Here is a 21,802-nt window from a genome sequence, read left to right on the forward strand (position 1 = left end):
TGCCGCCCAAGGCGTGATTGCCTTTCGGTAATCTCGATATGGGCTAGTGGCGCAACCGATGTCACCCCCTCAGGCCTAGTAACCGAAGTATCAGCGAACGTCGGGTTCTCGCTCGGTATCATTCCAGTCGATCACATGGCTGATGATCTTCCAGCCGGCCTTGCGTGCCGCTTTCTCGGCATGGATGCGCGCTTCCATTCGCGAGATGCTGTCGGTCTGCACCGTGAAGGGCACTTCCAATGCCAGTCGCTTCTGCTTGACGCCAAGCGTCACACGCAGTCCCTTGAGGGGAGTGGTGGTCTCTCTGGCGCGTGGTGCTTCAGGACGCGCGCGAGGAGCGGACTCACGGGAGGTTGAGCTGGCGGTTCTGTTGGTACTGCGCACGAACTTGTCGAGTTCGCGTTTCATGCTTTCTTCGAATTGGTCGACTGACATGTCACTCATCTGGGTAACCCCGTTTGATCAAAGGAATTCACATCTGAAGCAGCAGGGAATCAACACACATAGGTGGTGATGACTTGCGAGATTTCGGTAAGGCGTGTCTTGCCGGTAAATTCAAATCTCACCGTACCGAGTGCCGAGAAATAGATAGTGAGCTCTGAATCAAGATCAAAGGTGCCGGAAGTTTCGATGGAATAGGTTTCAATCTTCTTGTAAGGGAGGGAGGTAAAGTCTTTCTTGCTGCCCGTCAATCCTTGAACATTGACAGCGATAATACGCTTGTTGGTGAACACGACCCCGTCACGCATTGATTTATAGGCTGAAATGATTTCTTCGCCATCGATCAGCAGGTCATTGACGCGTTCGGCATATTCATCGTTCTGTTTGAGTTTAAAAAAGCCTTTATTATTGAAATCTATCATTGTATTACCTTGTGATTCGACAGTGCTGCCATCTGGAGATACTTCGCTAGCGCATGAGAAAGGGCCATCCCTCGGCCTCTGGCGGGACATGCGGCTTTTTCAGTATCACGACTAGAATAATCCATCCCGCGCCAACGGAGTAGCCCCGTGCCCTGACACCAGAGCTCCGAGGCGATCAAGTGTGCTGCGTGGCCGTGCAAGAAGGGAGAACGTCGGAATGCACACCGGCCTCTCTGGTCAGCATGACGCTTGCTGTCTGATCTCGGGAGGCCATCTTCCCTCACTCAGCCGGCCAGACCTCTTCGAGACTTTGCAGGGCGGCTTCGACACAGGGTTCGTGTTGCTTGTCGTGCCGCCACACCACACTCAAGGCGCAGGGCAGGCGGGTATCCGGCACGATATTGAGGCCACGTTCCTGACGCTCGGCCAGCGCCAATACATCACGGGCCAGTGTCAGCCCGACGCCGGCGCGCACCAGGTCCAGCATGCAGACTTCCTGATCCACCTGCGCGACGCGATGAGGTGTGCACTGACTGTCGCGCATGGCATGCGCCAGCAGGCGTGAGTGGACGGAATTTTCCGGCGTCACGATCCACGGCAGGGCGGCCAGGGAGGGCCAGTCAGTCTCCGTCAGGCGCGCTGACCAGCCGCTGGGGGCGAGAATGAAGTAGTCGAAGAATGCCAGCTCGCGATAACAGAGGGAGTCATCGCGTGGGCCTTCTCCAGGGGGAGCGAGGTAGAAGCCGATTTCCAGCTCATTCTGGCGTAGCGCCTTGAGGACGCAACCGCTCATGCCGTGATGGAGTTCCGTTTCCAGATTGGGTGCGCGTTCCAGCAGATGACGCAGCAAGCTGCCCAGACGGATGAACTCCGGGTCGACGATGGTGCCGATGCGCAGCTTGCCGCGCACTGTGCTGTGCAGTGCCGCGGCGGCCTGCTCGAAGCCACGCGCGCTGGCCAGGGTCTTCTCGGCACTGGGCAGCAAGGCCTGGCCATCGGCCGTCAACAACAGGCCATGGGGGTGACGCTCGAACAGGCTCAATCCCAGGCCTTCCTGCAATTGCTTGAGCTTGAGGCTGATCGCGGGCTGGGTGAGGTGCAACGCCTGCGCCGCTCGCGACACGCTGCCGGTGCGCGCCACGGTGACAAAGGCGTTGAGTCGGGACAGATCCTGCATCAGTGACATCCATGTGTTTGGCATTTTCTGGCCGGCGAGACACGTGCTGCTGGCCCTGCATCACACATTGTGGCCTGAATTCGTTCTCTGCCACCTATTGGCCATTGGTAGCGGTAAGCCGTGTTCACCCGGGTCAGGCCTCGTGATCGAAGCGCCTGCCGCTGTCGAGACACCCTCCTTCTTTTTCATTGTAACCAATTGATTATAAACGCTTAACTGTTGATCTGGTTCTCGAGGGAAGCGGAGAAATTTCTGAGCGAAATCGGATATCAGCAATCGTTATATCTCACCCAAGAATTACTCAATTGCACCCTGCGCGTGGCGGCGTAATTTCATGAACACCTGCTGATGGCATGTCCTCGTTCGTCATTGACCAGGCGAAGGACCTTCAGCGCCAGACATGTGCATTACACAGGCTTATTCCTATAAAACACCGCCAGCGGAGATCAGCACCATGACGACAGCAGCCAACGCTATCCAGCATTTCATCAACGGCCAGGTGACCCGAGGCGACTCCAGCGCCACTCAGGATGTCTTCAATCCGGCCACAGGCAAGGTGACCGGTCAGGTCGCGCTGGCACGCAACAGTGATGTCGATGCCGCCGTGGCTGCTGCCGACGCCGCCTTCCCGGCCTGGGCCGACACGCCGCCGATTCGCCGTGCCCGAGTGATGTTCAAGTTCCTCGCACTGCTCAACGAGCACAAGGACGAACTGTCGGAGGCGATCACCCGTGAGCACGGAAAGGTGTTCACCGACGCCCAGGGCGAAGTGGCACGCGGCATCGATATCGTCGAATTCGCCTGCGGTATCCCGCAGCTGCTCAAGGGTGACTTCACCGACCAGGTCAGCACCGGCATCGACAACTGGACGATGCGCCAGCCGCTGGGCGTCGTCGCTGGCATCACGCCGTTCAACTTCCCGGTGATGGTGCCGATGTGGATGTTCCCGGTCGCCATCGCGGCAGGCAACAGCTTCGTGCTCAAGCCGAGCCCGCTGGACCCCAGCGCCTCGCTGATGATGGCGGACCTGCTCAAGCAGGCGGGCCTGCCGGATGGCGTCTTCAATGTGGTGCAGGGCGACAAGGATTCCGTCGAGGCGCTGATCGATCACCCCAAGGTGCGCGCCCTGTCCTTCGTGGGCTCGACCCCGATCGCCAACCTGATCTACGAGCGCGGCGCACGTCACGGCAAGCGCATCCAGGCACTGGGTGGCGCCAAGAACCACATGGTGGTGATGCCGGACGCCAACCTCGACAAGGCGGTGGATGCCCTGATCGGCGCGGCCTACGGCTCCGCCGGCGAGCGCTGCATGGCCATCAGCGTCGCGGTGATGGTGGGCGATGTGGCGGACACCCTGGTGCCGCGTCTGGCTGAGCGTGCCCGCGAGCTCAAGATCAAGGACGGCATGAACCTGGACGCCGAGATGGGCCCGATCGTCACCCGTCAGGCGCATGAGCGTATCTGCGGTTACATCGAAAAGGGTGTCGCGGAAGGCGCCGAGATGATCGTCGACGGGCGTGAGTTCTCCGGTAACGACATCGGCGGCGACAGCACTGAAGGCTTCTGGATGGGCGGCACGCTGTTCGATCACGTCACGCCGGACATGACCATCTACAAGGAAGAGATCTTCGGCCCGGTCCTGGCCTGTGTCCGCGTGCCGGACGTCGCGACCGCCATCCAGCTGATCAACGACCACGAATTCGGCAACGGCGTGAGCTGCTTCACCGAGAGTGGCAGTGTCGCGCGGGAATTCGGGCGCCGCATTCAGGTTGGCATGGTCGGCATCAACGTGCCGATTCCGGTCCCGATGGCCTGGCACGGTTTCGGTGGCTGGAAGAGCTCCCTGTTCGGGGATACCCACGCCTACGGAGAAGAGGGTGTGCGTTTCTATACCAAGCAGAAGTCCATCATGCAGCGCTGGTCGGATTCCATCGATGCCGGTGCCGAATTCGCCATGCCGACGGCCAAGTAAGTCGCTCGCGACTGCGGTCATCTGCACTGTCGCCATCTGCATTCTGGTTACCTACCAACATACGCCAGCTGTCTGGAGAGGGACGCGCCATGTCAGACAACAAGAACAACCCGCATCGATCCCCGGAGGGCGAGCAGGACGCTCGCCCCGCCAAACCGGGCGACGATCTCTCTGAATTCGATTACATCATCGTGGGCGCCGGTTCCGCCGGCTGCCTGATGGCCAATCGCCTCAGCGCCAACCCTGACCACCGCGTGTTGCTGGTCGAGGCGGGCGGACGTGACAACTACCACTGGATTCACATTCCGGTGGGCTATCTGTACTGCATCAACAACCCGCGCACCGACTGGATGTTCCGCACCGAGCCGGACAAGGGACTCAACGGCCGTTCGCTGATCTATCCGCGCGGCAAGACGCTGGGCGGCTGTTCCAGCATCAACGGCATGATCTACATGCGCGGCCAGGCGCGGGATTACGATCACTGGGCCGAGGTGTCCGGAGACGACGAGTGGCGTTGGGAGCAGTGTCTGGCTGACTTCATGCGTCACGAGGATCACGCGCTACTGGATGACGGCGCCAGCAGTGATCCCGAGCAGCGTGATTTCCATGGTCACGGTGGGGAGTGGCGCGTCGAGCGTCAACGCCTCAACTGGGAAGTGCTGGATGACTTCGCCAGTGCGGCCGAGCAGGCCGGCATTCCGCGCACCAAGGACTTCAATCGCGGCAGCAATGAAGGGGTGGCCTATTTCGAGGTCAATCAGCGGGCGGGCTGGCGCTGGAACACGGCCAAGGCCTTCCTGCGCCCGGCGCTCAAGCGCAGCAACCTGACCCTGTGGCACTCCACCCAGGTCAATCGTCTGCTGTTCGCGGGCGACGAGCAGGGCACAGGGGCTGGCACAGGGGCGGCGGACGCAGCGAAGCAAGCCTCCAATCTGCGCTGCACGGGACTGCAGGTCGTGCGTGACGGCAAGGTCATCAACCTCTCGGCGAAGCGTGAAGTCGTGCTGTGTGCCGGCGCCATCGGCTCGCCACATCTGCTGCAGGTTTCGGGCGTCGGGCCCAGGGCACTGCTGGAGGAACACGGCGTCGAGGTGGTCAAGGACCTGCCCGGCGTCGGCGAGAACCTGCAGGACCACCTGCAGATCCGCTCGGTCTACAAGGTCACCAATGCCAAGACCCTGAACGCCATGGCCAGCACCTTGCTGGGCAAGATGGGCATCGGCATGCAGTACCTGTTCAAGCGTTCCGGGCCGATGAGCATGGCGCCGTCGCAGCTGGGGGCCTTCACGTGCAGCAGCGATGACTATGCCCATCCCAACATCCAGTACCACGTCCAGCCGCTGAGCCTCGAGGCCTTCGGGCAGCCGTTGCATCCCTTCCCGGCGATCACCGCGAGTGTCTGCAATCTCAACCCCACCAGCCGTGGCACGGTGCGTCTGCAGAGCGCCGACCCGCGTCAGGCCCCGGCCATCGCGCCCAACTACCTGAGCACGGAAGAAGACCGCAAGGTCGCGGCCGATTCCTTGCGGGTCACGCGGCGTATCGCCTCCCAGCCCGCCTTTGCGCGCTACAAGCCCGAGGAGATCAAGCCGGGGGTCGAGTACCAGACTGATGAAGAGCTCGCCAGGCTGGCCGGCGATATCGGCACCACCATCTTCCATCCGGTGGGCACCACGCGCATGGGGCGCGCGGATGACCCGATGGCGGTGGTCGACAGCCGTCTGCGTGTGCGCGGTATCCAGGGATTGCGGGTGGCGGATGCCGGCATCATGCCGACCATCGTCAGCGGCAATACCAACTCGCCGACCCTGATGATCGCGGAAAAAGCCGCGGGATGGATTCTGGAAGCCGCATCATGAGGCATGGCTTCAGGTGTTGCGCCTGACTCGAGGCCAACGCCAGCACTTCAACAACCTGTGGCATATCCGATAGGGGACCTTGCGATACGCCAATCGCAGGGCAATCCCCGCGTCTCGACACCGAACCGCATAACCACAATAACGGTGATCAACATGAGCAGTTCTGCGCCCAAGACGTCTTCCGGCAGCGGGAGCCCGACACGCGAGCCCCGCGCCTCCCACAAGGCCCGCGACGAGATCGACTGGCGGGTTTTCCTGCCCTCGGTGCTCGTCATCGCCGGCCTCATCATTCCCATCATCCTGTTTCCCGAATCCGGTGAGGCTGCCGTCAATGCGGCCTTCGCCTTCGCGACCGGCAATTTCGGCTGGCTTTACCTGCTGGCGGGCTTCTCCGTCGTCGTGTTCCTGATCGGTCTGGCGTTCAGCCGCTACGGCAACGTCCGTCTGGGCGGCCCGCAGGACACGCCGGAGTTCTCGTATTTCAGCTGGGTCGCGATGATCTTCGCCGGCGGCATCGGTATCGCCATCGTCAACTGGGCGTGGGTCGAGCCGATCTACTATTTCACCGGCCCCCCATTTGACGTCAAGGCCGGCAGTGATGCGGCCGCCGAGTGGGCGTTGGCCTATGGCCAGTTCCACTGGGGGCTGACGCCCTGGGCGTTCTATTGCCTGCCGGCGATTCCCATCGCCTATTCCATGTATGTGCGCAATCGCCCGGGCGTGCGTCTGTCCGTGGCCTCCAGCGGCGTGCTCGGCAAGCGTGCCGATGGCTGGTGGGGCGTGTTGCTGGATGCCGTGGTGGTGTTCGGCATCGTCGGCGGTGTCGGCACCTCGCTGGGGCTGGCGGTGCCGCTGGTATCACGACTGCTCGGAGACCTGCTGGGCATCGAGCCGTCCTTTGCGCTCAATCTGGGAGTGCTGCTGATCTGGACGGCGATCTTCTCCGCCAGTGTGTGGTTCGGGCTGGCCAAGGGCATCAAGATTCTCTCCGACATCAACGTGATTCTGGCCATCGCCTTGCTGGCCTTCACCTTCATCGCCGGGCCGTCGCTGTTCATGGTGGAAGGCTGGGTCAACAGTCTCGGCACCATGCTGTCGAGCTTCGTGACCATGAGCCTGTGGACCGACCCGGTGGGCGATTCGACCTTCTGGAAGGACTGGACCGTCTTCTACTGGGCCTGGTGGATCGCCTACGCGCCGATGATGGGGCTGTTCGTCGCCCGTATCTCGCGGGGGCGCACCATTCGTGAACTGATCATCGCCGAGCTGGTGTTCGGCTCGCTGGGCTGCTGGGTGTTCTTCGCGGTCTGGGGCGGTTATGCGCTGGACCTGCAGGTGAGTGGCACCCTGGATGTCGCGGCTGCACTCAGCGACGGCGGTATCCCCGGCGCCGTGTCCGCGATTCTCGCCACGCTGCCGTTCTCCGAGCTGATCACCGCAAGCTTCATCCTGCTGTGCTTCATCTTCCTCGCCACCACCCTGGATAGCTCGGCCTATGTGCTGGCATCGGTGACCACGCGTGAGCTCTCAGGCTATCAGGAGCCCAAGCGCAGCGTGCGCCTGATCTGGGCCTTCCTGATCGCCGGTGTCGGGGTGGCATTGATCCAGCTGGGCGGCCTCAAGGCGGTGCAGACTTCCACCATCGTGGTCGCGCTGCCGATGATTCCGGTGCTGTTCATCCTGACCTGGTCGCTGGTGCGCTGGTTGCGCCAGGATTTCGCGCGCAAGGTGCTGGAACCGCATCTGGTGCTGGAGACTCCCAGCCCGCGCGATGACGCCAAGCCTCGCTGAGTGCACTTTTCCCTGTCTCTCTCAACACATGCTCTCAACACATGACGCTCACCGGGGCTGACGCAACCCGCATGCCCCCCGGACAGAAGGACCGCACCGATGACAATCCACTCCGAAACCCGCCTGCCGCTGACTGACGTCAAGGTCATCGATTTCGGTCAATACATGGCGGGCCCGGCCGTCGCCATGATCCTCGCCGACCTGGGCGCTACCGTGGTTCACGTCGATCCGCCCGGCGGGCCGATGTGGCAGTCGCCGGCCAATGCCACGCTCAATCGCAACAAGCTGATCGTCTCGCTGAACCTCAAGTCAGAAGAGGGCGTCGAGCAGGCGCTGGCGCTGATCGAGGAGGCCGACATCGTGATCGAGAGCTTCCGCCCCGGGGTCATGAAGCGGCTGGGCATCGACTTCCAGGCCCTGCGCGAGGAGCGCAATGAGCTGATCACGCTGTCGATTCCCGGCTTTGCCTCCAATGACACCCTGCGCCGCGACTGGCGCGCCTTCGAGAGCGTGATCGCCGCCAATTCCGGCGTCTTCACCGACATGGGCCTCAACCGGGTGCTGATGGGCATCAATCCGTCCTTCTCGCCGCTGCCGCTGGGCTCGGCCTACGGCACCATGCTGGCGGCTTCCTCGGTGGTGCTGGCGCTGCAGGCCCGCGAGCGGACTGGCATGGGCGACGAGATCGAGGTGCCGCTGGTCTGCGCGCTGATGGAAGGGCTCTGCTACAACTCGATCAAGATCGAGGGCCTGCCGGAGCGCTACAAGACCCAGCGCGAGAAGGAGATCGAACGTCGGCGTATCGAAGGCCAGCCGATGAATCTCGACTACGACGAGCTGCAGGAGCTGCTCGATCCCTTCTATCGCAGCTACAAGTGCAAGGATGGCCGCATGTTCTATGTGGTCTGTCCGAGTCACCGCGAGCACGCCAAGCGCTGCCTGAAGGTACTGGGGCTCTACGATGAGCTGGTCGCCGAAGGCATGAGCGAGGAGCCGGATACCTATCGCCCGAGCAGCGAATGGCAATCCGACATGTCGCTGGGCGTCTATCCGTTGCCCAAGCCCTGGGCGGACCATATCGCGGCGCGCATGAAGGAGGTCTTCCTCACGCGCACCTCCAAGGAATGGGAGAAGATCTTCGGCAAGGGCAAGTTCCCCGGCGCGCCGCAGCGCTGGCTGCAGGAGTGGATCCACGATGACCACGCCGAGACGGCGGGCCTGATGGTCGAGGTCGAGGACCCGGAATTCGGGCTGATGATTCAGCCCGGTCCGATGGTGTGGATGGCCGACAGCGGCCAGGAAATGCTGACGCCCAGGCCGCGGCGCTGGGTGAGCGTCACCCATGCGCTGTCGGTGCTGACCCGTATCGAGACCAAGCTGCCGCGGGTGCGGGCACGCAATGCCCGCGATGGCTGGCTGGAAGGCGTCAAGATTCTGGATCTGTGCAACGTGATCGCCGGGCCGCACTCGGTGGCGTATCTGGCGCGCTTCGGTGCCGAGGTCATCAAGGTCGACCCGGCCAAGCCGTTCTATGACTGCTGGAATACCGTCATCTTCGGCCTGTCGCACATGCGTTCCAAGCGCTCGCTGCTGACCGATGTCAGACAGCCCCGCGGGCGTGCCATCCTGGATGAGCTGATTCGTCAGAGTGACGTGGTGGTCTGGAATGCCACCGACCGGCAGGTGGCCTCCATGGGACTGAGCGAGGAGGCCATGCGCGAGCTGAATCCGGACGCCGTCTTCTGTCAGCTGGACTGCTTCAGTGGCGTGCTGCCCGGGCCGCGCACCAACTACCTCGGCTATGACGATCTGGTGCAGGCCACCACCGGCATCATGCTGCGCTTCGGCGGCAGCATGGACACTCCCGAGGAGCACGCCCACGTCGGTACCATTGATGTCATGTGCGGCTTTGGTGCGTCGCTGGGGATTGCCACCGCGCTGTATCGCAAGCTCAAGACCGGCCGCACCTCGCGCATCAAGACCTCGCTGTCGGCGCTGAGCGGTCTGGCCCAGCTGCCGTTCTGCTATGACTATGAGCGCCGTGGCCTGTTCGACGAGCCCTCCGGTCGTGAGGCGACCGGCTACGATGACCTGGCGCGTTTCTATTCGGCCTCCGATGGCATCCTGCTGGTCAGTGCCTATGAATCGGAGCTGGAGAAATTCCGCAAGGTCGAGGGGTTGGAAGAATTGCCGGAAATCCCGCGTGAGGAGCGCGCCGCCTACCTGGCACCTCGTTTCATCAGCGCGCGAGCCAATGATTGGGTCGAGCGCCTGCAGGCGGCGGATATCGCCGCGGCCGTGTGCGAGAACCTGGAGACATTGCGCTCCTACAACGTGCACCCGGCTGGCGAGCGGACCGGGATCGATGCCGGCAGCTATTCGTTCTCGGTCTACTCGGACCACCCCAGCGGTAACGAGATCACCCAGCTTGACCCCTACGCCATCCGTCCACGGCGTGGACGCATCTACCCACTGTCGCCGGCCGAGAAATACGGCGCCTCGACTCGCTCGGTGCTCAAGGACCTTGATCACAGCGATGAAGAGATCGATCAGTTGATCGAGGAGGGTGTGGTGTCCGAAAGCTGGAGTGAGGAGTACCTGCCAAGCTGATCCCGCCATACGGTGCCTTTCCACCGCGGGCCGCCGGCTGAAGGCAGTCGATAGCGCCTGAGATGTTCCAACGCCCCATCTCGTATTCACGAGGCGGGGCGTTTTTTTGTGCTGACCGGCTGGCTGATCTCAAGGCGGCTTGCGCGTGAGCGCTGCAGGAAAACCGTTCGCGAAGTGGGTCAACTGCACCCATCACGACCTTGCTGCGCGCTCGGCCGCCACAGGTGTCGTCTGGCGCTACGTCATTAGTCGCAGGCAGGCGAAAAAACGGGGGAATTGCATGCTGAATTTCCGAGGGTTCCCACCCGCTCGCAATCTGCAAGAACCCAGTCGCCATGCGGGGTGACGGGCCACAAGAGGGTGGCGTCGCAGTGGCATTTTGCAAACATAAGTAAACCTAAGGGGTAACATTAAAAAAATAGCGTTTGTCACTGATTGGGCGTGGGTCGATATTGCCTGAGCGCCAACGATAACTATGACAATAACGACATGCCAAACGCCGAGGTCGTACAGAAATGTCCAACCTGATCAAGCAGTATCCCAAGGTTTATGTGCTGGATAATGGACGCATGAAGATGGACAAGAACTTCATGGTCAGCATGCATGATCCCGCCAGTGCACAGGATCCACACAAGCCGAACACGCTGGTCGAATTCCCTGTCTATACCGTGTTGATTGATCACCCCGATGGCAAGGTATTGTTCGATACCGCCTGCCATCCGGATGGCATGGGCGAGAATGGCCGTTGGCCATCGGCGATCCAGAATCTGCTCCACTTTACCGCCGAAGTGGACGGTCAGGATTGTCATCTGCACAGCCGACTTGAAGAGATTGGCATGGACCCGCGCGAAATCGACTATGTCGTGGTGTCGCATCTGCATCTTGATCACTCAGGATGTCTCGAGCTTTTCACCAATGCACAGATCATCGTTCATCAGGACGAATTCAATGCCGCCCTGGTGCATTACGCCCACAATCGTGACGCCGATGGCTTTATCTGGGCTGACATGGATGCCTGGATAAAGAGCAACCTTGCCTGGCGCATCATCAAGCCGGAAGAAGACAACCTTACCTTGCTGGATGGCATCGAGATTCTCAACTTCGGCAGTGGTCATTCCTACGGGATGCTCGGTCTGAAGATCGAGATGGCCGGCAGCAACAACATCATCCTGGCCTCCGACGCGGTCTACTCCGCCGAGAACTATGGGCCTCCCGCACGCCTGCCCGCCACGCTCTATGACTCCATCGGTTACATGAAGACCATCGAGCGCATCAAGAAACTGTCGGCCGCAAGCAAGGCAGATGTCTGGTTCGGTCATGATGGCGAGCAGTTCAGCACCCTTATCAAATCGACTGATGGATATTACGAATGAATAGCTCAGTGGCGTGCGACATCCAACTGGTAGAGTCCTACCGTGTTCGCGTCTTTGTTCTTGAGGAATACCTCGAGAAAGTGTTGGCATCAGTCAAGACGGCGACCAACCTGAAGTACGGCAATTATGATGGGGTTTCCTGGTGTTCGCATTCCGGTACCGAGCGCTGTACGCCGCGTGCCGGCTGCGATACCTATGCGGGAAATATCGATGAGCCTTACATGACGGATTCCACACTGGTCGAATTTTCCATCGTGCGTGACAAGAAGATTCTTGATCAGGTGATTCTGAGTATCTTTGCCAGTCACCCCTGGGATGAGCCGGTCATTTCCATCCAGGAAACCCTGGAAACACGCAAGAATGGTGTGATCTGATTTTTTGGCGATCCATCCCGTCATCACGCGGTTGTTGAGAGCATGATTGAAAGGGCTGTTGCGCACTTGTTGAGCGCCTGTTGATCAACTTTCGAGAGCCAGTCGAGAGCCAGTCGAGCCAGTCGAGAGCCAGTTGAGAGAACATTGAGCGGGCTCCACAGAAAGCCCCCTTGTTTACCAGTCTTGCGTTTGGGTAGCGCGCCATTGGCGGGTACGACGCCTTGTTCAAGTACCCGTATTTTTTACCGCGCAAGCAGGACACATAATTCAGAGGTGGAACATGAAAGGCAAGATTGCAGTGATGAGTGAGCCGGGCAAATTGGGCTATCAGGAATTCGATGTGCCAGCCCCGGGGCCGGGCGCCGTGGTGGTCAAGGTATTGTGCAGCAACGTCTGCGGGTCAGAGCTGCATATCTGGAAGGGCGAGCATCCCAAGAAGAGCGGTGGTCTGGGGCATGAGACCGTCGGGGTGATCGATCAGCTGGGCGAGGGCGTCACGACGGACAATGCCGGTGTGCCGCTGGCCGTGGGCGACCGCATCGCGGCGACCTATTTCATCGCCTGCCAGCGCTGTCCGGCCTGTCAATCCGGCAAGCTCAACCTGTGTGAGAACGCCTATAGCTTCTGGGCCAGATCTCCTCAGGAAGCGCCGCACTTCCACACGACCTTCTCTACCCACTACTTCATTCATCCCGGCCAGTTCTTCTACAAGGTGCCGGACAACGTGCCCGACAAGCTGGCGGCTGGCGCCAACTGCGCCCTGTCACAGGTCTTCTATGGCCTGGATCTGGCGGAGGTCAAGATGCAGGACCACGTCGTGGTCCAGGGTGCGGGTGGCCTCGGCATCTACGCCACGGCCATCGCCCATCGCAAGGGCGCGACTGTCACCGTGATCGACGCCGATGAAGGGCGCCTGGCACTGGCGCGGGAGTTCGGCGCCGACAACGTGATCAACTTCAAGGACTACCCGAGCAAGGAATCGCGTATCGAGCGCCTCAAGGAGTTGACCGGTGGCAATGGCGCCGATGTCTGCCTGGAAGTCGCGGGCGTCCCGGAAGCGTTCGTCGAGGGCATCGAGCTGGTGCGCAGCGGCGGCAAGCTGGTGACGATGGGCAATGTCACGCCGGGCAAGACCATCGCCGTTGACCCGGGCTTCATCACCCGTCAGCAGGTCACCATCATTCCGGTGATGCGCTACCAGCCGCGTTATCTGTGGCACTCGCTGAAATTCCTCAGCGACAACATGACGACATTGCCGTTCGAGAAGCTGCTGGATACCGAGTACTCCCTCGAATGTGTCGAGAATGCGCTGGCCGATTCACTGGCTCGCAAGGTGACACGCGCCTCCATCGTGATGAGCGGCGAGGGCTGATTGCCCGCAGGGACAGCCTGGCTGTCTCTGCCACTCGCTTCTATCCGCTTCTTCATTCGTCAGCCGCTCAGCCAATGATCCGTGACAGGGGAGACCCCTGCACGGCCCATCAAGCGCTCCCTGTCACCGGGGGGCCGCCAGGACATCGTCATGACCGCTTCCATTACCGACTCACAGCTCTTCGCGCCGTTGTTTCACTCCGAGGCCATGCAGGCCGTCTTCAATGATGAGGCGCGGGTAACCGCCATGCTGCAGGCGGAGGCCGCCCTGGCGCGCGCCCAGGCACGGCTCGATATCATTCCTGCCCAGGCAGGCCAGCAGATCGATGACGCCGCACGCGAAATGAGCGTCGACATGCCGCGGCTCGCACGTGATGCCGGCATCGTGGGCTATCCGGTACTGGGACTGGTGCGTCAACTGTCCGAAGCCGCCGGCCCCTCGGCCAGTGGCTATGTGCACTGGGGGGCGACGACCCAGGACATCATGGACACCGGCACCGTGCTGCAGATACGCGAAGGTCTGGCATTGATCGATCGCGACCTTGAGCGTGTCGAGCAGGCCCTGACGGCGCTGGCACGTGAACATCGTGAGACCGTGATGGCGGGGCGCACGCATCTGCAACATGCCTTGCCGGTGACCTTCGGCTACAAGGCCACCATCTGGCTGGACGGCGTGCGCCGAGCGCGTACCCGCCTGAGCGAGATGCAGCCGCGGGTGCTGAACGCCCAGCTGTGGGGTGCTGCCGGCACGCTGGCCTCCATCGAGCACAATGCCGAGGCACTGACCTCAGCCTTCGCCGAGGAGCTGGGGCTGAATGCGCCGCAGGTGCCCTGGCATGCGACCCGCGATGGCTTTGCCGAAGCCGGTTGCCATCTGGCGCTCATGACCGGAGCGCTGGGCAAGATCGCCGTCGACATCATGATCATGTGCATGGATGAGATTGCCGAGCTGTCCGAGCCGTTCGTCAAGGACCGCGGAGCCTCTTCCACCATGCCGCAGAAGCGTAACCCCATCTCCTGCGAGGTGATTCGTGGCTGCAACATGGGCGTCAAGAAGGCGGCCGCGTTGCTGATGGATGCCCAGGAAGCCGATTTCGAACGCGCAACCGGCCCTTGGCATGCCGAATGGATCGGTCTCCCGCAGGCCTTCGTGCTTGCTCATTGCGCGGTCTCCCAGGCGGTCTTCGTGCTCGAGGGGCTGGAAGTCTTCCCGCAGCAGATGGAAAAGAATCTGGGGCTGAGTCAGGGCCTGATCGTGGCCGAATCGGCGATGATGGCGCTGGCCAAGGGCATGGGACGTCAGGAAGCCCACGATGTCGTCTATGCGGCCTGCCGTGACGCGCAACGTGACGGTATCTCGCTGCATGCCGCGCTGTGCGCCAATCCGGCCGTCACCCGCCACCTGAGTCCGGAGCAGCTGGCCACCGTGCTGTCGCCTGCCTCCTACCTGGGCATGGCGACCACCATCGTCGATCGCATGACGACGTCGGCCCGGGCTGACTGACCCCCTGCGCCAGCTAAAGGACCAGAGCTTGAAAGACAGGTCTTGACTACAGGATTTGAAAAAAGGATTTGAACAAAAGAATTTGAAAAAAGGATTTGAGGAATACGTCGCGAGTCGACGAGCCATGTTTGCGAAGCGCCATCGCCATGCCTGCCAGGCATCGGCTCGGACTCCTCGGGTGCGCCAACTCGAGGAGCCCACCCCGCATTCAGGCCGAGCGTTCGCCACGCCGATTCAACAGCACCATGCACTTATAACGATAAAAAGGATAACGCCATGTCTTACGCCGCCTCTGATAAGGGCTCGCAGGAGAGATCTGCCTCCGCGCCGTCCAACAGCAATCGCCGAATGCAGATCATCAGCATCCTGATCGTCGCCGCCGTCGCTTTGCCATTGATCCTGTTCCCCGAGCAGGGCAAGCAGTCGATGGACATGATCTTCGGTTGGATGACGCGCAACTTCGACGTCGTCTTCCTGGGCATGCCGCTCGCCTGCATGCTGTTTCTGGTCTATCTCGCCATCTCACGCTTCGGCGACATTCGCCTGAGTGCCCGCCAGACCGACAAGCCCGAGTTCTCCAAGAGCTCGTGGATCATGATGGTCTTCCTGGCCGGCAACGCGACCGGGCTGATGCTGTGGGCGGGCACCGAATGGGGCTTCCACTTCAATTGGCCGCCACTGGGCATGGACGCCAAGGACCCCGCGCTCTACACCATCGGGCAGGCCTACGGCATCTTCCACTGGGGGCCTTCCGCCTGGGCCATGTACTGCGTCCCCGCCGTGGCGATGTCCTACATCTTCTATGTGCGCCAGACCCACATCTACAACCTCAGCGAGTCCTGCCGTGGCGCTCTGGGCGGGCTGGTGGACGGGCCGCTCGGCACCGCGATCAATTACCTGTTCCTGTTCGGCATGCTGGGCGCCGCCGCCACCTCGCTGGGACTCGGCACTCCGATGATCAGCACTGCGCTGGCGAGTGTCTTCGGTCTGACACCGGGGGTGGAGCTGGATATCGCCATCATTCTGGTCTGCACCGCTGTCTTCACCATCAGTAGCGGTCTCGGGCTGGACAAGGGCATCAAGCGACTGAGCATCTTTTCCACCGTCGTCACGCTGGCCATCGTGGCCTACATCCTGCTGGTCGGTCCGACGCACTTCATCATCAGCCTGGGCTTTGATTCCGTCGGCTATACGCTGCAGCACTTCCTCGAGCTGAGCACCGTGACCGACAGCGTGGCCAAGGGTGGCTTCCCGCAGGCATGGACCGTCTTCTACTGGGCCTGGTGGATCGCCTACGCCCCCTTCATGGGCATGTTCGTGACGCGTATCTCCCAGGGGCGCACCATCCGCGAAGTCATCGTCGGCATGCTGGTCTTCGGGACCGCCGGCACCGCGCTGTTCTATGTCGTGGTCGGAGGGTATTCGGTGGATCTGCAGATGACCGGTCAGCTGCAGGTGGCAGAGCTGGTCAATTCCGCGGGGGCACCGGCGGCGGTCATCGAGGTCTTCAATCAGCTGCCCGGCGCTGCCCTGGTGCTGATCGCGCTGGTCATCTCCGGCATCGTGCTGCTGGCGACCACCTTTGACTCGGCGGCTTATGTGCTGGCCTGTGCCACCTCGCGCCAGTTGGGCGAAGGGCAGGAGCCTGAAAAGAGCAATCGCCTGTTCTGGTGCTTCGTCATCACCATCTTCCCGCTGTCACTGCTGTTCGTGGGTGGCCTGAAGAGTCTGCAGACCGCCTCGATCATCGTCGCCTTGCCGTTGGTGTTCGTGATGATCGCGATGATGATCTCCACCTTCCGCTATCTGCACGCCGATGCGGACTTCGAGAGCATCAAGATCAAGCTCAAGCCGGTGGAAAAAGTCTGAGAGTGGTCGTAATGCCGCGTGCCTGTCAGGCGAGAGCGTTAGGATGCCAGGCACGCGGCCCCGATCAAGGAAGCGACGGGGTATCGAGGCTCGAAATCGGAAGGTTCGAGCATGGTCCAGGCAGGCAGCAGAGAAGCAGCGATGAAACGTCCCCCTCCCCATAACTGGTTGTTCATCTTCAAGGCCGTCGTCGACGCCGGCTCCATCACGCTGGCGGCTGAGCGCCTCAGCGTGACCCAATCCGCGGTGAGCCAGCAGCTCAAGTCGCTGGAAGAGTATCTGGGCAAGCGGTTGATTACCCGCAGCAAGAAGGGCGTGGCGCTGACCGATGTGGGACGCCATTACTACAACGTCATCAAGGTATCACTGGACAGCATCTCGAACGCGACCGATCAGATGTTCGGCCGTGATCGACGCGACACGGTCACGGTGCGGGCGAACTACTCCTTCGTGGAGCACTGGCTCACCCGCCACCTGCATGAATTCCATGCCCTGTGTCCGGGCGTCTCCTTCGAGCTCTACACCGGGTTCTGGTTGTCGGACTTCGATCAGAGCAGCGCCGGTGTCGAGATTCGCTACGGCGAGGGCGGCTGGGCAGGCTATCACTGCCATCGCCTGAGCAGGGACACCACCTATCCCGTGTGCTCGCCCGAATTGGCCGCTCGAATCACCTCGCTGGAAGACGTCTTGACGCATCCACTGGTGGCCATCATGGGCAATCGCACCGGCTGGCTGGAGTGGGCCCACCAGAATGGCATCCCCCTCCAGAGCTGCCAGCCGGCCCTGTCGGTGGAGAACAATCTGCTGGCCTATGAGCTGGCCGCCAATGGGCCTTACGTCACGCTGGCACTGGACTCGCTGGTAGGTGACCACCTGGCCAGCGGCCAGCTGGTCAAGGTTCTGGGCGGCGAGGTCGCCAGCGTCGAGGATTTCTATGTGCTCGAGCCGGCCAATGGCACCCATACGCCAGGTGAGGCGATGTTCATCGACTGGTTGAAAGGCAAGTTCAAGGCCGGTTCAGCGGCGCCGGAATCTGCGCCGCAATCGGCAGGTATCGCGCGCTGAGTCACGCAAGCCCTTCAGTTCACGCAAGCACGTGATTTCACACACGTCATAATCCCTTCGCTATGGCCGGCCTCAGGCCGTCATCAGCGAGCTAGATGTCACCAAGAGGACGCCATGAACAATTACAAGCTTTTGATCAATGGACACTGGACCGACGGCAGCAGCGACGTTCGCGAGCAGGTGATCGACCCGGCCAACGAGTCGGTGATCGGGGAGTTCCTGCATGCCAGCGCCGAGGATATCGACGCCGCAGTGGCTTCCGCCAAAGAGGGGCTCGAGGAGTGGAAGACGGTACCGCAGTGGAAGCGCGGTGAGATCCTCAAGCGTTCTGCCGATCTGCTGCGCGCCCGCAAGTCGGACATCGCGGCCATCCTGACCCAGGAGCAGGGCAAGCCGCTGGCGGAGTCAGAGGGTGAGATCGAACGCGCGGCGGACTTCCTGGAGTGGGGCGGTGAAGAAGCGCGTCGTATCGCCGGGCGCTTGATCCAGGGCCGTACGCCGGGCAATCGCATCGAGATTCGCAAGATGCCGGTGGGCGTCGTCGCCGCCTTCTCGCCGTGGAACTTCCCGGTCGTGCTGACGGCCAAGAAGCTGGCGGGGCTGCTGGGGGCGGGTTGCTCCTGCGTGCTCAAGCCGGCGGAAGAGACGCCGGGCTCGTCGATCGCACTCGTGCAGGCCCTGCTGGATGCCGGTGTCCCGGGCAAGGCCATCAACCTGCTGCTGGGCAAGCCGGGGGATATTTCCTCGCGCCTGATCGAGCATCCTGCCGTGCGCAAGATCACCTTCACCGGCTCATCACCGGTGGGCAAGCTGCTGGCGTCCAAGTCCGGTGAGTACATGAAGCCGGTCACCATGGAGCTGGGTGGCCATTCGCCGGTCATCGTCGCGCAGGACAGCGACGTGGAAAGCGTCGCCAGAATGCTGGTGGCCAAGAAGTTCTTCAACGCCGGTCAGGTGTGTGTCTCGCCGACGCGCTATTTCGTGCACGAGAGTGTCCATGAGCGCTTCGTGGCGACCTTCACTGCCGCTGCCGCCGAGTTGAATGTCGGTGATGGCCGTCAAGCGGGTATCCAGATGGGGCCCCTGGCCAATATCCGCCGTCTGGATGCCATGCAGGCCCTGGTGGATGATGCCTGCCATCGTGGTGCCAAGGTGGAAGTCGGCGGCAAGCGTCTGGGCGACAAGGGCTTCTTCTTCGCCCCGACCGTACTGACGAATGTGCACCCGGAGTCCGAGTTGATGAAGACCGAGATCTTCGGCCCGGTCGTGCCCATTACGCCTTACCGCACGGATGAGGAGGTCATCGCGCTATCCAACAGCGTCGATTACGGCCTGGCGGCCTATGTCTTCACGCATGACCCGACGCGTCAGCAGTTCTTCAAGGACAACATCTATGCGGGCACGATCGGCGTGAATGACGTGCCGGCGCACTTTGCCGAGGTGCCTCTCGGGGGCTGGGGCGATAGCGGCTATGGCGTCGAGGGGGGTATCGAAGCGCTGGATGCCTATATCAAGACCCAGTACGTCAGCCAGTGCTGATCGCTCAAGGCCGGCTTGTCTGACCCTGAGCTGGCAGGCGTCAGCTTCCGGCGCATGAGAAGTGCTCAAGCGCTGAGCGTCTTGTGACACGAGGTGAACGTCGAGGCTTCTGCGTGTGACGTTGGCGCATCGGCTGGGGTGACCCTCGCGAAGCAAGGGGCGGAAAGACTGCCGCGTCAGGTGCTGGCTTCTGCGTGACAGTCGCCGCTCATGAGCGCTTGAGACCCACAGGCCGCCGACATTGACGTGTCGGCGGCCTGTTCGCGTCTGGTGGAAACTTGGTCGAGGAGGGCGCGAAGAAGGCATGAGGAGAGCGCGAGGAGATGGAGTGCGCAGCGCGAGGTTGATGAATGAAATTCATGTTTGCATGAGAAAATACCGTGTCGCGATTCATGCTCCCCGCGGTTGCCGGGAAAGTATAATGCGCGTGGAATAAAAATATGTATAATACCGCGCTCTTTTCATTACGAAAAATTATTGAATACAGCGAACTGCCCGAGCAAGAGCGACGTCTCGCCCCTCTTGCTCGGGCTTTCTCACTAAGGTGGTAGTCGTGCAAGAAGCAGTTCCCCCCGCCAGTGATGGTGATCATCTGGACCCGCGTGTCTTCATCCCCGCCGTATTGGTCATCCTGGCCTTCATCGGCCCGGTCATCCTGTTCCCGGATGCCAGCACCGCGCTGATCAATGCCGCTTTCTCCTTCGCCACCGGCAAGTTCGGCTGGCTGTATCTGGTGGCCGGCCTGAGCGTCGTCGGATTCCTCATCTGGCTGGCCTTCAGCCGCTACGGCAACGTCCGCCTGGGCGGGGCAGAGGACACGCCCGATTTCTCCTACTTCAGCTGGGTGGCGATGATCTTCACCTGCGGGATGGGGATCGCGATCGTCAACTGGGCGTGGGTCGAGCCGATCTACTACTACACCTCGCCGGCCTATCACGTGGCGGCCAAGAGCCGTGAAGCCGCGGAGTGGGCGCTGGCCTTCGGTCAGTTCCACTGGGGGCTGACGCCGTGGGCCTTCTATTGCCTGCCGGGCCTGCCGATCGCCTACTCCATGTACGTCAAGAAGCGTGATGGCGTGCGTCTGTCCGTCGCCTCGCGCGGCGTGCTGGGCCGTCATGCGGATGGCGCCTGGGGCGTGCTGCTGGATTCCATCGTCGTATTCGGGATCGTGGGCGGCGTCGGCACCTCGCTGGGGCTGGCGGTCCCGCTGGTGTCACAGCTGGTCAGCGGCATCCTCGGCATGGAAGCCAACTTCGGGCTGGAAGTCGCGGTACTGTGCATCTGGACGGCGATGTTCTCCGCCAGTGTCTGGTTCGGCCTGGCCAAGGGCATCAAGATTCTCTCCGACGTCAACGTGATCCTGGCGATCTTCCTGCTGGCCTTCACCTTCATCGTCGGTGACTCGCAGTTCATGGTCGAAGGCTTCGTCAACAGCCTCGGCAAGACCCTGGGCAACTTCATCCCGATGAGCCTGTGGACCGACCCGGCGGGGGATTCCACTTTCTGGAAGGACTGGACCGTCTTCTACTGGGCCTGGTGGATCGCCTACGCGCCGATGGTGGGTCTGTTCGTGGCCCGTATCTCGCGCGGCCGTACCATCCGTGAGCTGATCATCGCGGAGCTGGTGTTCGGCTCGCTGGGAACCTGGGTGTTCTTCGCGGTGTGGGGCGGTTACGCGCTGGACCTGCAGATCAGCGGCGCGCTGGACATCAAGGCGCTGCTGGACAGCGGCGGTATCCCGCTGGCGGTGGAAGGCATTCTGCAGACCCTGCCGTACGCCAAGCTGGTCACGGTGGCCTTCATCCTGCTGTGCTTCATCTTCCTGGCGACCACGCTGGACAGCTCGGCCTACGTTCTGGCCTCGGTGACCTCACGCAAGCTGTCCGGGTATCAGGAGCCCAAGCGCTCGTTCCGCTTGATCTGGGCCTTCCTGATCGCGGCCGTCGGGGTCGCGCTGATCCAGCTGGGTGGCCTGCAGACGGTGCAGACCTCGACCATCGTGGTGGCGCTGCCGATGATTCCGGTGATGCTGATTCTGGCGCTCTCGATGCTGCGCTGGCTCAAGAATGACTTCCCCAAGGAAGAGCTGAATCCGGTACTGGTCATCGATGACATGCCGGCCTTCCAGCGCAAGCCGAAGAAGACGAATCGCCAGGCGTAACCGCGCCATGCGCTGAAAGAGACGGCGCAAGACCTAACGACAAGGGCCCCTCAACATGAGGGGCCCTCGTCGTTTCTGGTATATGGAATCGCCTGTCAAGGCGCAGTTTTGCCCATGCCCGGCTCTTCGCTCGGTCATTTCTGGCAGGGACGATCAAGTCCTATAGCGCTTGGCGAGAAGCGCTCAATAGTAGGCTCTCAAGCAGACGGTCTGCAGAGGACGACAAGGCAGAAAGAGGGGGAGCGGGCGAATGGTGGGCCTTCATCCTTTCGTA

General features: G+C 61.6%; 15 protein-coding genes. 12 read left to right on the plus strand and 3 right to left on the minus strand.

Going from position 1 to position 21,802, the window contains the following annotated elements:
* Positions 1-90: 90 nt before the first annotated feature.
* The 3 genes from MSG32_RS03225 to MSG32_RS03235 form a co-directional block, all read right to left on the minus strand.
* Positions 91-408 (minus strand): hypothetical protein, encoded by a 318-nt coding sequence (locus MSG32_RS03225; protein ID WP_215823034.1) that lies wholly within the window; start codon positions 406-408, stop codon positions 91-93.
* Between the two features lie 86 nt (positions 409-494).
* Positions 495-863 (minus strand): PH domain-containing protein, encoded by a 369-nt coding sequence (locus MSG32_RS03230; protein WP_054557116.1) that lies wholly within the window; start codon positions 861-863, stop codon positions 495-497.
* 280 nt (positions 864-1,143) lie between these two features.
* Positions 1,144-2,040 (minus strand): LysR family transcriptional regulator, encoded by an 897-nt coding sequence (locus MSG32_RS03235; RefSeq protein ID WP_248377586.1) that lies wholly within the window; start codon positions 2,038-2,040, stop codon positions 1,144-1,146.
* Between the two features lie 454 nt (positions 2,041-2,494).
* On the opposite strand from MSG32_RS03235, the gene MSG32_RS03240 reads away from it, so the two are divergent.
* From MSG32_RS03240 to MSG32_RS03295, 12 genes are all read left to right on the plus strand, one after another.
* Positions 2,495-4,012: a CoA-acylating methylmalonate-semialdehyde dehydrogenase gene (locus MSG32_RS03240; protein WP_248377588.1), complete on the plus strand. Its 1,518-nt coding sequence runs from the start codon at positions 2,495-2,497 to the stop codon at positions 4,010-4,012.
* Between the two features lie 89 nt (positions 4,013-4,101).
* Positions 4,102-5,871 (plus strand): GMC family oxidoreductase N-terminal domain-containing protein, encoded by a 1,770-nt coding sequence (locus MSG32_RS03245; RefSeq protein ID WP_282460250.1) that lies wholly within the window; start codon positions 4,102-4,104, stop codon positions 5,869-5,871.
* A gap of 153 nt (positions 5,872-6,024) precedes the next feature.
* Positions 6,025-7,662: a BCCT family transporter gene (locus MSG32_RS03250; protein ID WP_215823029.1), complete on the plus strand. Its 1,638-nt coding sequence runs from the start codon at positions 6,025-6,027 to the stop codon at positions 7,660-7,662.
* A 99-nt stretch (positions 7,663-7,761) separates the two neighbouring features.
* The gene (locus tag MSG32_RS03255) at positions 7,762-10,272 is read left to right on the plus strand and encodes a CoA transferase (protein WP_248377590.1); all 2,511 of its coding nucleotides are present in this window, start codon (positions 7,762-7,764) and stop codon (positions 10,270-10,272) included.
* Positions 10,273-10,787: 515 nt separating this feature from the next.
* Positions 10,788-11,645 (plus strand): N-acyl homoserine lactonase family protein, encoded by an 858-nt coding sequence (locus MSG32_RS03260; protein ID WP_107334498.1) that lies wholly within the window; start codon positions 10,788-10,790, stop codon positions 11,643-11,645.
* Entirely contained in the window at positions 11,642-12,019 is a 378-nt protein-coding gene (locus MSG32_RS03265) for a hypothetical protein (protein ID WP_107334499.1), read from the plus strand. The genes MSG32_RS03260 and MSG32_RS03265 overlap by 4 nt, the downstream gene beginning before the upstream one ends.
* A 280-nt stretch (positions 12,020-12,299) precedes the next feature.
* Entirely contained in the window at positions 12,300-13,391 is a 1,092-nt protein-coding gene (locus MSG32_RS03270; RefSeq protein WP_107334500.1) for a zinc-binding dehydrogenase, read from the plus strand.
* Between the two features lie 150 nt (positions 13,392-13,541).
* Positions 13,542-14,894 (plus strand): adenylosuccinate lyase family protein, encoded by a 1,353-nt coding sequence (locus tag MSG32_RS03275; RefSeq protein WP_248377592.1) that lies wholly within the window; start codon positions 13,542-13,544, stop codon positions 14,892-14,894.
* 276 nt (positions 14,895-15,170) lie between these two features.
* On the plus strand, positions 15,171-16,763 hold the full coding sequence (locus MSG32_RS03280; RefSeq protein WP_248377594.1) for a BCCT family transporter: 1,593 nt from the start codon (positions 15,171-15,173) through the stop codon (positions 16,761-16,763).
* 141 nt (positions 16,764-16,904) lie between these two features.
* Complete coding sequence (locus tag MSG32_RS03285; protein WP_248377596.1) at positions 16,905-17,828, plus strand: LysR substrate-binding domain-containing protein; 924 nt, start codon at positions 16,905-16,907, stop codon at positions 17,826-17,828.
* Positions 17,829-17,942: 114 nt separating this feature from the next.
* Positions 17,943-19,367: an NAD-dependent succinate-semialdehyde dehydrogenase gene (locus MSG32_RS03290; protein WP_248377598.1), complete on the plus strand. Its 1,425-nt coding sequence runs from the start codon at positions 17,943-17,945 to the stop codon at positions 19,365-19,367.
* A 553-nt stretch (positions 19,368-19,920) separates the two neighbouring features.
* The gene (locus MSG32_RS03295) at positions 19,921-21,528 is read left to right on the plus strand and encodes a BCCT family transporter (RefSeq protein WP_054557121.1); all 1,608 of its coding nucleotides are present in this window, start codon (positions 19,921-19,923) and stop codon (positions 21,526-21,528) included.
* Positions 21,529-21,802 lie beyond the last annotated feature (274 nt).

Source organism: Cobetia sp. 1CM21F (assembly GCF_023161745.1).
Taxonomy (GTDB): Bacteria; Pseudomonadota; Gammaproteobacteria; order Pseudomonadales; family Halomonadaceae; genus Cobetia; species Cobetia amphilecti.

What these genes read in the sequence shown, in the direction of transcription:
- MSG32_RS03225 (WP_215823034.1), bottom strand. Translation starts at nt 408, where the DNA reads ATGAAACGCGAACTCGACAAGTTCGTGCGCAGTACCAACAGAACCGCC.
- MSG32_RS03230 (WP_054557116.1), bottom strand. Translation starts at nt 863, where the DNA reads ATGATAGATTTCAATAATAAAGGCTTTTTTAAACTCAAACAGAACGAT.
- MSG32_RS03235 (WP_248377586.1), bottom strand. Translation starts at nt 2,040, where the DNA reads ATGCAGGATCTGTCCCGACTCAACGCCTTTGTCACCGTGGCGCGCACC.
- MSG32_RS03240 (WP_248377588.1), top strand. Translation starts at nt 2,495, where the DNA reads ATGACGACAGCAGCCAACGCTATCCAGCATTTCATCAACGGCCAGGTG.
- MSG32_RS03245 (WP_282460250.1), top strand. Translation starts at nt 4,102, where the DNA reads ATGTCAGACAACAAGAACAACCCGCATCGATCCCCGGAGGGCGAGCAG.
- MSG32_RS03250 (WP_215823029.1), top strand. Translation starts at nt 6,025, where the DNA reads ATGAGCAGTTCTGCGCCCAAGACGTCTTCCGGCAGCGGGAGCCCGACA.
- MSG32_RS03255 (WP_248377590.1), top strand. Translation starts at nt 7,762, where the DNA reads ATGACAATCCACTCCGAAACCCGCCTGCCGCTGACTGACGTCAAGGTC.
- MSG32_RS03260 (WP_107334498.1), top strand. Translation starts at nt 10,788, where the DNA reads ATGTCCAACCTGATCAAGCAGTATCCCAAGGTTTATGTGCTGGATAAT.
- MSG32_RS03265 (WP_107334499.1), top strand. Translation starts at nt 11,642, where the DNA reads ATGAATAGCTCAGTGGCGTGCGACATCCAACTGGTAGAGTCCTACCGT.
- MSG32_RS03270 (WP_107334500.1), top strand. Translation starts at nt 12,300, where the DNA reads ATGAAAGGCAAGATTGCAGTGATGAGTGAGCCGGGCAAATTGGGCTAT.
- MSG32_RS03275 (WP_248377592.1), top strand. Translation starts at nt 13,542, where the DNA reads ATGACCGCTTCCATTACCGACTCACAGCTCTTCGCGCCGTTGTTTCAC.
- MSG32_RS03280 (WP_248377594.1), top strand. Translation starts at nt 15,171, where the DNA reads ATGTCTTACGCCGCCTCTGATAAGGGCTCGCAGGAGAGATCTGCCTCC.
- MSG32_RS03285 (WP_248377596.1), top strand. Translation starts at nt 16,905, where the DNA reads ATGAAACGTCCCCCTCCCCATAACTGGTTGTTCATCTTCAAGGCCGTC.
- MSG32_RS03290 (WP_248377598.1), top strand. Translation starts at nt 17,943, where the DNA reads ATGAACAATTACAAGCTTTTGATCAATGGACACTGGACCGACGGCAGC.